At 61.8% G+C, this 12532-nt stretch carries 13 protein-coding genes; 12 read left to right on the forward strand and 1 reads right to left on the reverse strand.

Features of this window, described 5'->3' with window-relative positions; all coding sequences use genetic code 11:
* Window positions 1-11: 11 nt before the first annotated feature.
* The gene (locus V3B30_RS00770; RefSeq protein ID WP_100472594.1) at window positions 12-665 is read right to left on the reverse strand and encodes a response regulator transcription factor; all 654 of its coding nucleotides are present in this window, start codon (window positions 663-665) and stop codon (window positions 12-14) included.
* A gap of 89 nt (window positions 666-754) precedes the next feature.
* On the opposite strand from V3B30_RS00770, the gene V3B30_RS00775 reads away from it, so the two are divergent.
* The 12 genes from V3B30_RS00775 to V3B30_RS00830 all read left to right on the forward strand — a co-directional run bounded on the left by V3B30_RS00775 (window position 755) and on the right by V3B30_RS00830 (window position 12437).
* On the forward strand, window positions 755-1420 hold the full coding sequence (locus tag V3B30_RS00775; RefSeq protein WP_100472590.1) for a response regulator transcription factor: 666 nt from the start codon (window positions 755-757) through the stop codon (window positions 1418-1420).
* The gene (locus V3B30_RS00780) at window positions 1413-1733 is read left to right on the forward strand and encodes a hypothetical protein (RefSeq protein ID WP_201116209.1); all 321 of its coding nucleotides are present in this window, start codon (window positions 1413-1415) and stop codon (window positions 1731-1733) included. The genes V3B30_RS00775 and V3B30_RS00780 overlap by 8 nt, the downstream gene beginning before the upstream one ends.
* Before the next feature lie 167 nt (window positions 1734-1900).
* Entirely contained in the window at window positions 1901-2269 is a 369-nt protein-coding gene (locus tag V3B30_RS00785) for a hypothetical protein (protein ID WP_262082483.1), read from the forward strand.
* Between the two features lie 249 nt (window positions 2270-2518).
* Window positions 2519-3421: a hypothetical protein gene (locus V3B30_RS00790; protein ID WP_262082484.1), complete on the forward strand. Its 903-nt coding sequence runs from the start codon at window positions 2519-2521 to the stop codon at window positions 3419-3421.
* Window positions 3422-3497: 76 nt separating this feature from the next.
* Window positions 3498-4181: an outer membrane beta-barrel protein gene (locus V3B30_RS00795; protein WP_262082485.1), complete on the forward strand. Its 684-nt coding sequence runs from the start codon at window positions 3498-3500 to the stop codon at window positions 4179-4181.
* Window positions 4182-4346: 165 nt separating this feature from the next.
* Window positions 4347-4895, forward strand: coding sequence for a fimbrial protein (locus tag V3B30_RS00800; RefSeq protein WP_262082486.1), 549 nt, complete (start codon window positions 4347-4349; stop codon window positions 4893-4895).
* A 64-nt stretch (window positions 4896-4959) separates the two neighbouring features.
* Window positions 4960-5712, forward strand: a complete 753-nt coding sequence (locus tag V3B30_RS00805) for a fimbria/pilus periplasmic chaperone (protein WP_262082487.1) — start codon at window positions 4960-4962, stop codon at window positions 5710-5712.
* A 90-nt stretch (window positions 5713-5802) separates the two neighbouring features.
* Window positions 5803-8349 carry a fimbria/pilus outer membrane usher protein gene (locus V3B30_RS00810; RefSeq protein WP_262082488.1) on the forward strand — a complete coding sequence of 849 codons (2547 nt, stop codon included), beginning with the start codon at window positions 5803-5805 and terminating at the stop codon, window positions 8347-8349.
* A 63-nt stretch (window positions 8350-8412) separates the two neighbouring features.
* Window positions 8413-9435 carry a fimbrial protein gene (locus V3B30_RS00815; RefSeq protein WP_262082489.1) on the forward strand — a complete coding sequence of 341 codons (1023 nt, stop codon included), beginning with the start codon at window positions 8413-8415 and terminating at the stop codon, window positions 9433-9435.
* Between the two features lie 178 nt (window positions 9436-9613).
* Window positions 9614-10390, forward strand: a complete 777-nt coding sequence (locus V3B30_RS00820; protein ID WP_262082490.1) for a molecular chaperone — start codon at window positions 9614-9616, stop codon at window positions 10388-10390.
* 114 nt (window positions 10391-10504) lie between these two features.
* Window positions 10505-11524 carry a fimbrial protein gene (locus tag V3B30_RS00825; protein ID WP_329809590.1) on the forward strand — a complete coding sequence of 340 codons (1020 nt, stop codon included), beginning with the start codon at window positions 10505-10507 and terminating at the stop codon, window positions 11522-11524.
* Window positions 11525-12071: 547 nt separating this feature from the next.
* A complete protein-coding gene (locus V3B30_RS00830) occupies window positions 12072-12437 on the forward strand; it encodes a hypothetical protein (RefSeq protein ID WP_262082492.1) in 366 nt (121 codons plus the stop codon).
* Window positions 12438-12532: the final 95 nt, after the last annotated feature.

Genomic DNA, 12532 nt, shown 5'->3' on the forward strand with positions numbered 1-12532 from the left:
AGAACGTACGCTCAGCGCTTCGGGTCAGTCTCCTTCAATCCAAGATCGGCAGCGAACGAGAAGATCTCAGAATCCTTCACGATGCCGAGCTTGCGCATGGCGTTGACTTTCTGCGTGCTGACGGTCTGCTTCTTGCGTTTCAGGCGTTGCGCGATCTCGGTGACGGTCAATCCGTCCAGGAACAAGGCCACAACCTCCAGTTCCTTCGGCGAAAGCGTCGTTACCCGGCGCTGCTCCCTGTGCCGCATCATGTCCATCACGGACGGGGAGTAATAGCGGCGATGCGCATAGGCCGCCATCACCGCTGCCTTTATCTGAGAGGGGTCGTCGGACTTGCTGAGGATGCCAGCCACACCGCTGTCATCAAGCCGGTGGATCAACCCGGGTTGATCCAACCCGGTCATCACCACAATGCGCAGGGAAGGGAAGTGCAGCGTCAGGTAGCCCAGCAGTTCCAGCCCATCGCCGAACGCACCGCCGGGCATCGCGTAGTCGGTCACCAGCACATCGCAGGGCTCACGTTCAAGCAATGCCACCAGCTCGGTCGAGTCGGCCACCGCACCGATGCATTGGATGGCCGGCGCTTCCTCAAGGGTCCTCCGCACTCCCAGGCGGATCACCGGGTGATCGTCAGCAACGGCAACGCGAATGGCCAGCGAGTTCATCAAGGCGGGTATCCGATGGAAGCAGGAAGGAACGGCGTGCCGGCTACCGGCACCGACAGAACAGTGAAGAACCGCAAGGACATCATGTCATGAACATCCGCATTGTCATCGCCGATGACCATCCCGTCATTCTTGCCGGGGTGCGTGAATCGCTGGCCCAGGAGCCTGGAATCGACATCGTCGCCACTGCCGGCGATTCTACGGCATTGGTCGAGGCCCTGAGCAAGCATGGCGTGGATGTGGTCGTGACCGACTTCTCGATGCCGGGCGGCGAGTATGGCGACGGCGTGGCGATGCTGGGCTTCCTGCGGCGGCGCTTCCCGAAGCTGCCGCTGGTGGTGCTGACCAGCATCTCCGGCGTGCAGGTGCTGGCCAGCATCGGCAAGGCGGGCGTGGATTGCATTGTCGGCAAGCTGGATCCTGCAGCGGACCTGGCGCTGGCCATTCGCGCCGCATTCCGCCGCGACGGCTATCTGTCCGCCAGTATCGTGCAGCAACTGGAGCAGTTGCAGGACGTCGCGTTGACCAAGCGCGAAATCGAAGTGCTGCGCATGATCGCCCATGGCATGAGCCAGAAGGAGATTGCCGAACAGCTCAAGCGCAGCCGGCAGACCGTCAGCACGCAGAAGCACTCGGCCATGCGCAAGCTGGGCCTGAAGCGTACCAGCGAGATCTTCGACTACGCGCTGGACCAGGGCATGGTCTCGGCCTCGCAGGTGGCACGTGGCCTTCCCGAGGGCAGCGATGATGGATGAGCACCTCGCAACCCGACATTGTCCGATGGAATCGCAGGATGAGGGCGCTACGGTGGACGCATCGATTGCCGACCTGCGTGGAGTCGCCGTGCCGTCACTACTTGATGCCCATATCGCGTCGCTGATGTGGAGCTTTGCCCAGCTGACTCCGAGCAGGCAGAAGCGCTTCATGGAGCTTCTCAACGATTATCTGTATGCCTCGCCGCTGAAGCGCAGGCAGATGCGGGGAGAATGGGAAACCGAACTGGCGGCGCCGTGTACCTGTGGGCATGAACCACACCCGATGCCATTGCGCACGCGGCACAAGGCGTGAGCGCAGATTGGGAATGGGACAGGTCAGATAGCATCATTGAGTGATTCGGCGCACGTTGGCGATGCCGGTGGCAGCACAGGTACGTCGTGGCGTCTGGCGGCCGGCATCCCCTCAATGGAGCCGTCTTGACGAAGAGCACACGTTGCACTGGCCTGGCTGTGGCGTTGATGGCAAGCCTGTCCCCAGGGCTGGCCTGGGCTGCAGACGTCCATCTGACGCCTGCAAGCAAGGACGGCAGTGGCGCCTCCCGTGCGGCCGCACCGGCGTGCCTGGATGCCGCGGACTCAACGCTCCCGGCGCTGGAGAAAATGACCTCGCGCCCGCTGACGCCCGCACCCGACGAGCATGACGCGACCCTCCAGGCGCGCGGCCTCACCCTCATCCAACTGCACGACAAGGGAGGGGCGCACACGGTGCTCAGGCTGCCGGTGCAGGCACCCGCCGACGCACAGCCTTCGCCCGGCGGCACCGAGCGCAACGACATCGAGCTTCGAGACGGCAGTGACGCGGCGGGTCGTCGGCGGTGCCGCGAGTGAGCAGCGGAATCCACGCCCTCCATTTCGATGCCCGCAGGAAAATCTGGATGCTTCAGCCGAAGTAGGGGCGTTGGCGCACGCAGGCGTGGCCGTTCCTGGTGCCGCCTGCATGCAGTGAAGATCGGGTGAAAATTCGGACGAGTCAGACAGCTTGAAGGGAGGGATTCGGCCATCGTGGCCGGGCTGTGCACTGCTGCACGCGCTGCGTCGCAGAGTGCCGGCCTATCCCGTATCGAGAGAACTGTTCTGATGAAGAATTCGCGTCGCAATAACCTGCTCGCCGCCCTGCTGGTGTGCCTGGCCCCGGCCGCCGCTTCGGCCGCGGAAGGCTACCTGACCCCGTCCACCAACAACGGCAGCGGTAACATGCCGTCGGGCTACACGAAGCTGTACTTCGAGCTGGCCTCGAATGACTTCGCTGCCGAACTGGCGCTGCCCGCCAATCCCCGTGACCATGACAGGGTCATCCTCAGCACCCTGGCCGATCGCAATAGCCGTCTGAATGCCAAGGGTACGTCGGTGGAAGACCTTGTCTACATCCCGGTCGACTCGCTCAGCAACTTCGAACTGATCAAGACCACCTACGCCGGATGGGGCGCGGCGGGTGGCCTGAGCGCCGGCCGCGTGGTCCTCACGAGTGGTGAGCACGGCGTTGCACCGATGACGGAAAAGCTCATGACCGACATCAATGTGGGCGGCAACGTAAAGACTGTCCAGCTGCCGGCCTCGGCACCGGCAGGCGCGGTGGCCGGCGTGCAGAGCTTCAACGGCCAGGACGTCACCATCACTGGCCTGGCCGGCGGCGCTTCGGTCTGCCTGCAGTCCACGACCTGTGGCTTCGTGTTCGACGCTGCGGATGGCCGCTGGCACGCTCGCCGCGGCCGAGCACATTACCAGCCGACCACTTCGCAACTGCCGAAGATGGAGCAGCGCTGGACCGACATCGTCACCGGCAGCCCGGCCGAGGATGTCACGACGCCGCAGCACATGGTGCTGCCGACCTCGGCTGTCGAGGGAGACATCATCCAGCTGACCGATCCGTCCAATTCGCGGTTCTATACCGTCAATAATGCGACCTCCTATCTGAGCTCGCAGCCGCGGACCTACCGCTACAGCTCCCAGGCCGGTCGCTGGATTTACCAGAAGCCCTGAGTTCCCTTGAATCGTACCCAGGCCGGGCGCATCAGCGCCCGGCTTGCTGGCCGTTTCTATTCCGCAAGGATCCCCCATGAAAATTCGCCTGTTGACCCTTCCGGTCATGGCGGCCTGCTGCCTGCCGCAGTTGGCCAGCGCTGAAACCCCCAACGATTACTACGCCACTGCCCGCATCATCGATGCCGACCACCGTGCCAACAACATGGATGCCAGCGCCCGCCCGGGCATCGGCCGCTTTGTTGCGGGCGACGAGCACCAGCGTTTCGTCACCGGCGCCATCGGCTTCGGTCATGCGCATGGCAATGGCTGGCGCACCGAAGGCGAATACACGCTGCGCCGCAACGATACCTACACCAGCGGCTCCAGCCTGTTCGCCACCAGCTTCAACAACCATGAAGTCAGCTCGCAGCGGCTGATGCTCAATGCGTATCGCGATTTCGCCATCAACGATGCGTGGTCGGTATACGGCAGCGCCGGTGCCGGCCTGGCCCAGCTGAAGTCCGGTGGCTGGCAGGGCAACACCAGCCGCCGCTACGACACCACCACCCGCACCGGCTTGGCGTGGTCGGTCGGCACCGGTGTTTCGGTGGCCGCCTCCGACCGCATGACGGTCGACCTGGGGTACCGCTATGTGGACATGGGCACGACCGAAAGCGGGTGGAACACCTTCGGCAATGCCCGTGGCCTGCAGGACGAAAAGATGCGCCTGGACCTGACCTCCAGCGAGTTCCACCTGGGCGCTCGCCTGGCTTTCTGAACGGCCTGCCGTGCATGGGCAGGTGCGACATAACTCGTCGTTGTCCTATGCCTGCCCACGCGCGGCATCCGTAGCATTTCCTCTCGAAGGGAATGCCCTTCGCTCAAGCCCACGAACGCGCGGCTTGAACGCAAAACCACAAACCCTAAACAGGAATTCAACAACATGAACAAGCTTGCAATTGCTCTGTCCGCCGCGCTGTCGCTGGGCGCTGCTGCTTCGGCCAATGCCGCGGATGGAACCATCACTTTCACTGGCCGTATCGTTGCCGCGACTTGCGCCATTGACTACTCAGCAGGCAGCACGATTGCTCTGGGCCAGATCAGCTCGGGCAACCTCGACAGCAACGCAGATGCTGGTAATCGCACCTTTGACGTGACCCTGAAGGCCGGTACGGGTGGCTCCAGCGCAACGTGCTCGAAGGATAACGCCAAGCTGCACATCGACACCGCCGCCAGTGATCTGGATTCGAACGGATACATCGCGAATACGCACACCGATGCCGCAACCATCGCTGTGGCGCTGTACCGCACTGATGGCGGCTCCGAGGAACTGTTGGACCTCGGCAGCATCACCGATGAGCTGGACCAATCCAAGAGCGGTGGCGAGTTCAAGTACTCGTTCCTCGCCCGCTATAAGAAGACCAAGACTGGTGGTGATTTCGTTGAAGGTGACTTCGAAGGAAAGCTGGTCTTCGACATCGAGAACTACTGAGCCTCCTCATGTTGGGGGCGGCGATCCGCCCCCATCAGCCACTTCACCCATTGGGAACTTCCTCATGAACATGATCGCTCGCAATGCTCTATGGCTCGCGCTGTGTACGTCGGCGGCCATCGTCTCGCCGCAGGCAGACGCACGAATCGCTATCGAGTCGACACGCGTGATCTACCCTGAAGGAGCAAAGGAGGCCAGCGTTCGAATTGAGAATGCGGGCAGTGCGCCTTCGCTGGTTCAGGCCTGGGTGGATGAGTACGGGGCCAAGGGAAATCCGGCTACCTCGAAGGCCCCCTTCGTGCTGCTTCCACCGGTGGTCCGTGTGGATGCCGGGAAGCAGCAGGTGTTGCGCATCCGTTTTACAGGTGCCGGCCTTCCGCAGGATCGCGAGAGTGTTTATTCCCTGAACGTATTGGACGTTCCGGCGCGTGGTGATGCAGCACGCGAGGGCGGATCGATGCTGAACATCGCGGTCCGCAATCGAATCAAGCTGTTCTATAGGCCGCAGGCGATAAGCAAGATCAACCCAACGACGGCGGTCGACAGCCTGCATTGGAGCATCGCCCGCAGTGGCAACGCTTGGGTGCTGCGGGCCCGCAACGAAAGTCCGTTCCACATCAGTGCGGTGGCGGCCACCGTCGTTGCAGGTGATCGCAGCGTCGAGGTTGCAGACATCAGCATGATTGCGCCGAACTCCAGCAAAGATTTCCCTCTTGCTGGCGGCTCTTTGCAGCATCACGGCGCACTGGTCAAGTTCAAGTTCATCTCCGAGTACGGCTCGGTCATCGAGCGCACCGCAGATCTCCAGGTCGATTAATCGGCCGTCGAACTTCGCTCAAATCCGCTCGAACCACGTGCTGGCCCTGGCCGGCAAGGGCGAGCTTTACCCAATCTTTGGATGACTGTCATGAATCGACATCGCCTGCATCTAGCTCCTTGCCGCGCCCCTCTGGCGGTGGCAGTCGTGGCTGCGCTGCTGCCCATGTCTGCAGTGGCTGCGCCCAAGGTTGAGTTCAATGCCGATATGCTGTTTGGCGGGAGTGCAGGGTTGGATCTGGCTCGTTTCGAACGAGGCGACCTGCTGCCTGGCACGTACAACGCTGACATCATGATCAATGGTGCTCTTGTTGGGCGTCAGGATCTGGTGGCCCGATTGAATGAGCTCGATGAGGTCCGCATTTGCCTTGATCCCGCATTGTTCGAGCAGATGGGGCTGAATCGAGCCCGCCTGGACGCCTTGCGGGAGTCCGGTGCCGCCGAAGGGGGCACCCTGCTTCCGTTGCCCGAAGAGGCTACGTGCCGTCCGCTTTCGGCTTATGTGCCGGGTGCGAGCAGCGAGTTCGACGTGGCCGAGCAGACCCTGCGGCTGACCATTCCGCAACTGTACCTGAGCCGCAATCCGCGCGGCTGGGTCGACCCGGCGCTGTGGGAACATGGAATCACCGCCGCAACACTGGGTTACAGCATCAGCCACAGCCGCCAGCAAAGCGGTGGCCAGGAGCGCGTGCACACCAGCATGACCGTGGATGCCGGTCTGAACATGGGCCAGTGGCGCCTTCGCCACAGTGGCTACCTGCAGCATACCGCCGAAGGAACGAACTACTCGGCCGGCAATACCTATGTGCAGCGCAACCTGCCGAAGCTGGGGGCCCAGCTGCGCCTGGGCGATTCGTCCACCCAGGGCGACATGCTGCAGTCGGTCAACTATCGCGGCATCAACATTAGTTCGGATGCGCGCATGCTGCCGGAATCGCAGCGCGAGTTTGCGCCGGTTGTGCGCGGCGTGGCGCAGACAAATGCGCGAGTTACGGTCCGTCAGCGTGACCATGTCATCTATGAAACCACCGTTGCGCCGGGGCCCTTCGAGATTGACGATCTCTATGGCACCGGCTCCAGTGGCGATCTGGAAGTGGAGATCACTGAGGCTGACGGCCGTGTGGAGCGATTCATCGTCCCGTACACGGCAATGCCGCAGCTGCTGCGGCCCGGCCAGCTGCGCTACAGCCTGACGGCTGGCCAGCTGCGCGACGAGGCCTTTGGCGACGATCCGGGCTTCGTCGAGGCCACGCTGCGCCGGGGTCTGAGCAATCAGTTCACCGGCTATGCCGGTGGCACGGTGGCGCCAGGCTACAGCGCACTGGTGCTGGGCGGCGCCTGGAACACGCCGGTCGGTTCACTCTCGGGTGACGTCACCTTCAGTGATGCCCGACTGCCTGGCAACGATTCGGTTTCGAGCGAACGCCGACGTGGTCAGTCGTATCGCGTTGCCTTCAACAAGGCGCTGTTTGGTGACAGCACCAACATCACGCTGGCGGCCTACCGCTACTCGACCAGCGAGTACCTGTCGCTGAATGATGCGATGCGCCTGCGTGCGCAGCCGCGCACTGAAGACTATGACCTGACCGGCCGGCAGCGAAGCCGCCTGGATCTGACAGTGAACCAGCGCCTGAGCGAGGGCAGGGGCAGCCTGTACTTCAACGGCAGCACCACGGATTACTGGAGCGACAACCGCCGCCAGACCAACTACTCGCTGGGGTATAGCAACCGGCTTGGCCGTGGCAGCTATTCCATCAGTGCCAGGCGCACGCTGGAGTCGTCGTTGTTCTCAACGGGTAAGGCAAAGGCCAGCAACAGTGTGTATCTCAGCTTCAGCATGCCGCTGGGAACGCCGCCGGCTGCGCCACGGGTGAGCGCCAGCCTGAGTCGCGACAGCGATGGCCGCAGCGGCCAACGCCTGGGCGTGACGGGGGCGATTGGTGACCAGTGGCAAGGCAGCTACAACGCCTCGTTGGCCAGGGATGATGGTCGCACCAGTTTCGGTATCGGGGCGAACTACCAGTTGCCGACGGTGAATCTGACCGGGTCCTACAACCGGACCACGTCGTCCAGCCAGCTGGCCCTTGGCGCGTCTGGCGGCCTGATGTTGCACAGCGGCGGCTTGACCCTGGCCCAGCGCATGGGCGAGACCATGGGGCTGGTACATGTTCCCGATGCAGCGGGGGTAGGCGTCGGACAGATGACCAACGTAAAGACCAACTCGCGTGGCTATGCGGTGGTGCCCTATCTGAGTCCGTTCCGTCGCAATGAGTTGAGTGTCGACCCGACCGGCCTTTCGATGGATGTAGAACTGAGTGCCGCGTCGGTTTCGGCGATTCCGAATGCCGGTGCCATCGTGAAGATGGTGCTGCCGACCGAGAGTGGCCGCAACGCTTTGATTGAAGCATTGCTGCCGGATGGTGCACCGCTGCCGTTCGGTACAGACGTGACCACGGCCGACGGCAGGATCGTTGGTGTGGTTGGGCAGGGGAGCCGGTTGTGGGTGCGTGGCATCGATGAGCAGGGTGAGCTGTTTGTCCGTTACGGAATGGAGGAGGGACAGCAGTGCCGCATCAATTACGACCTCACATCCTCGGCGTCCGGTGACGTACTCATGAGCATGTGCGCGGTGCAGTAGAAATTTTCCAGTATCCGTGAGGAATGCCGCTGATCAACGCCTCACATCCGGGAGGAACTCCTTATGAAGAACAAATCCAATCGTCTGCGCCGATCTGTGAAGCTTCTTGCAGTGTCGATGCTTGCAATTTCCTTTACCGGCACCGCATATGCAGCGTGCTCCAACTATGGATCGGCTTTCAGCTTCACCATCTCCGATTTGCGATTGGTGGGGAACGCGGCAGACATCGGTGAAGCGATCTCGCCCTGGTATTACTCCAACCGAACCGAAACCATGGCTTGTGGAACCATGGGTTCGTATATTCAGTCAAATACCTACACCGGGCTTCCGCCTGAGATTGGAACGCACACCATTGGATCGACAACCTACGGGCTATTCCAATCATCCGTTCCTGGTGTCGCCTTCATCCTGGCTGCGGACGTTGCAACTGGAGCAGTTAATCATTTCGTGCCTGTGCGAGGAGCGATTGAATCAAGTAAAAAGATGTTGGAGGATGATACGCTGATCTATGGCGCGATAGCGGTCCGCTTCATAAAGGTAGGTGATACCCAGGACGGCTCCTACTCCGTGGCGGGCTTCCCGGCATTTACCCTCAAGCACTATCAGCCGGCGTCGACCAAGAAATTCGAGCAGCAGCATACGCTGGAGCCGTTCAATATTGAGGTGGTGCATGTGCCGCTGTGCCACGTGCAGAGCAAGACCGTCTATATGGGACTGGCAAACCTTGATCAGTTCAAGACTCAGGGGGCGGCGGCTCCGAGCCGTCCCTATTCGGTTGAGATCGACTGCGAGGCCGGCGCCGGTCGGGTCAATTACTATCTGGAACCGAGCTCTGTGGAGGTGTACGACCGCACTCGCGGAATTCTGGAGGTCGAGGGTGGTGCGAAGGGCATCGGCCTGCAGCTGTTGGACGAACATGACGTTCCAGTAGCAATCGGGCCTGCGCACCCATTTGGCAGCAGCACAGCGGACGGAGTGCGCAGTGAGACATTCCGCGCACGCTACATTCGTACCGCCGGCAGAACGGACGATCTTGAAACCGGGCCGGCCAACGCCAGGATTCGCTACCGCATTGATTATCCGTGAGGGTTGTTGCCCGCCAGGCTGTTAGTCGCAGAAGCGTGCCGTCCCCGGAGGGCGGATGGCTCCGAGCATTAGTTTGACCTTCGTCAGGCAGCCTGTAATGTACTTGAGCCAGCTGGGGTCTTGCCGCAAGTGGGCCTCTCTGCTGGCGCTCACAACATGTAACTGAACCGAGCGGCCCATGAAGAGCAGATTGTTCCGAGAATTGAGTACATTGCCTTTCAATTCGGGCATTCGGCGTATCTGTGCCTGCGCTCTATTGATCGGCGCTTCCATTGCGGGAATTGCCACCGTGCAGGCGCAGATTGCCATTCCCTCAACGCGCGTGGTCTACGCTGCCCCGCAGAAAGAAGTGGTCGTTCCGATCAGAAATATGGGCGACGCTCCAGTGCTGGTGCAGGCCTGGATTTCGGATGGCGATCCAGACCAGCCGCCGGAAGCGTCGAAGGCCCCGTTTGTGCTTGCGCCACCTGTAGTGCGTCTTGACGCCGGAAAGGACAACCACCTTCGCATCCGTGGCATTGAAGGCGTTGCCCCCAACGACAACGTCGAGCACCTCTACTGGTTGAACATTCTGGCCATTCCGCCTCGCGTAGCAGATGCAACACAGGGCGTTCTGGAGCTGGCGATTCGCAGCCGCTACAAAGTGCTGTATCGACCCAAGGGCCTTCCGGCGCCCGGGTTGGACCGGACGGGGGAGTGGGACTTCAGCCTGAAGTCTGACGGGGAGGGTCGACGATTACATATTGCCAATCGCTCTGCGTACGTAGCGAACCTTGGTACGTTGACAGTAGTGCACGATGGGCGCAGCATGGAATTGGATAATCCCTACGTGCTGCCGATGGCAGGTGTTGACGTTGAACTGCCTTCCCGCGTTGAACCGCCGTTGGAGGTCCAGTTCCACTGGATCGACGATGAAGGTCGGCTTCACCCAGGCGCCCGGTCTATTGGGCGCTGAGTTGCGGCAGGGAGGCTCGGGCCTGCCCGCGGATGGGAGGCAACACTGAGGCTGGAGGATTTGTAGCGATTTACGGAACATAGGGACGTTCGCAGAGCACCTGAAGGGGCAGTCATGCGCGGTCATCGTGAGAGCTGGGTACTGCTTCCTCCAGTGTCGATCATTGCCATCCTGGCCGGATGCTTCCTGTCAGTGCCAACCATGGCGGCTTGCTTTCGCGATGCCTATGGACGGTCTGAATTCCAGATCAGGGGGCCTGTACGGTTGGCGCCGCGGGGAATCGCAGTGGGGGCTGCACTGTCGCCATGGCTGGATACGGACCGCATCTATTCGCCAGTGTCCGACCTGGTGTGCGACAGCGCGAGCGACAACGTCGAGTTCGGAGTGGAGGGCCAGGCTGGCGCGGTGGGATCCTACAGCGAAGCCGGTATTCCCTACAGCGTCTACTCCACCGGCGCGGCAGGAGTGGGGATTGTGATCCGCGCTCGCCCGATTTCCCATGCAGGCCGATCGGGTGGATTCGAGTCTGGAAGTCTTCAGTCGCTGCTGGTTGGAACTGGCATCACCGGAAATCTGCTGACGGTGGTGCAGGTGAAATTTGTACGGCTTGCTGGTTCGCTGTCTGGTGGCCAGTTGATGAGATTCCAGATCGGCCGCTTCTACGCCAGGTACTCAGGCACGCGATTCGCCTATAAGCCCGCCTTTCTTGAGCAGGCGTCGCTGGCCATCCAGGATGAGCCGGCGTGCTACGTGAACAGCCAGTCGGTCTATATGGGCGAGATCTCGGTCGGGCGATTCAAGGGTCTGGGTTCATCGTTGCCTCCGGTTCCCTACACGGTGACTCTGAACTGTGACGCAAGCGTTGGCCGGGTGGACTATCAGATCAGCTCCGTCACGCCGGTGATGGACGAAGCAGAAGGCATCGCAGAGGTGTCCGGAGGCGCGTTGGGGGTTGGTATCCAGTTCCTCGATGATAAAAGTGCACCGATGTCCTTCTATCGAACGCACACTTTTGGAGACGCGCGACTTGGCGAGACCAGCCGAATGTTTCAGGCGCGATACCGCCAGACAGGGGGGCACGTGGAACCTGGCGAAGCCAATGCAATGCTGACGTTTGTCTTTACCTATCCCTGACGCACGTCGGAAACGTGATCAATCCTGGGGGCGAACCAGGGGAAGAGCGGGAGCGCCATCAATCGGGGCCGCAGGTTCTGTTCTGAGGACTGTCGTGGTTGGCACACAGCGCCGCGCCTTTCACCTGGAGCCGGGATGACCGGCGGTGTCGCGAGCAGGCGAGGCCGACGCGTTCTGGGCCTTGAAAACAAGGGGTATTTGCGGCTTCGGCAGTGTGCGACAATGCCGCCCGCTGCAACGATGTCTCCGTCTGAATCTCGCGCTGGCTTTGCTTCTGCCAAGCAGTCTTGTACATGATGGGGTGCCACCGAAAAAGGGTGGCCGGGCCTGGAAACCCGTAGTGACTGTAGGAATACGCTTGCCAGCCGGCGTCGCCTTGTGCGGCGCCGGCTGGCAATCCGTCTGCGCGTTATGGCGGGGCGGTGCGTGGGGGTGCGTGCAAGCGCGCCCGCCGGCAATGACTACAGTCCTCCGGTTTCCAGCCATGCGCCGTCCCGCCGCCTTTGTTAAGGCGGCTGGCTCCTTATGCCTTGTACGGAGACCTGCCATGAACGCATCGGATATTCCCCATCTGCGCGCCCAGTACGCCCCGGCCAATGCCGAGGAGGGTGGCGCGGCAACACCTGATCCCAACAACCTGATCGCGTTGCTGCACCAGATCGGCCGGGGCGCGGCGGCTGACGGCCAGCCTTGGCCAGAGCGCCATCAACTGCCCGGCCGATGCCTGGCGCTGGCCGATGCCGATGGCGCGTTGGCGGGCCTGCGCGTCGTGCAGGAAATTTCGCTGGCGGCCGAACGCGCCCGGCAGAATGGCGGCCCCGAGCAGTACGTAGGCGACCGCGTGATGGAAGGGCTGAAACTGGCCGCGTTGGCGTTGACGAACCACGCCATCTACCGCCTGCACCCGGAATGAAATGGGTGGCCCAGGTTCTGTAGAACCATGCCATGCGTGGATGCTTTCGGTGGATCAACGTGTTGGAAGCCAGGCATGGCCTGGCTCTACCGATG

Origin of the sequence: Stenotrophomonas sp. SMYL41, from assembly GCF_036319965.1 — a bacterium.
Classification (GTDB): domain Bacteria; phylum Pseudomonadota; class Gammaproteobacteria; order Xanthomonadales; family Xanthomonadaceae; genus Stenotrophomonas; species Stenotrophomonas maltophilia_R.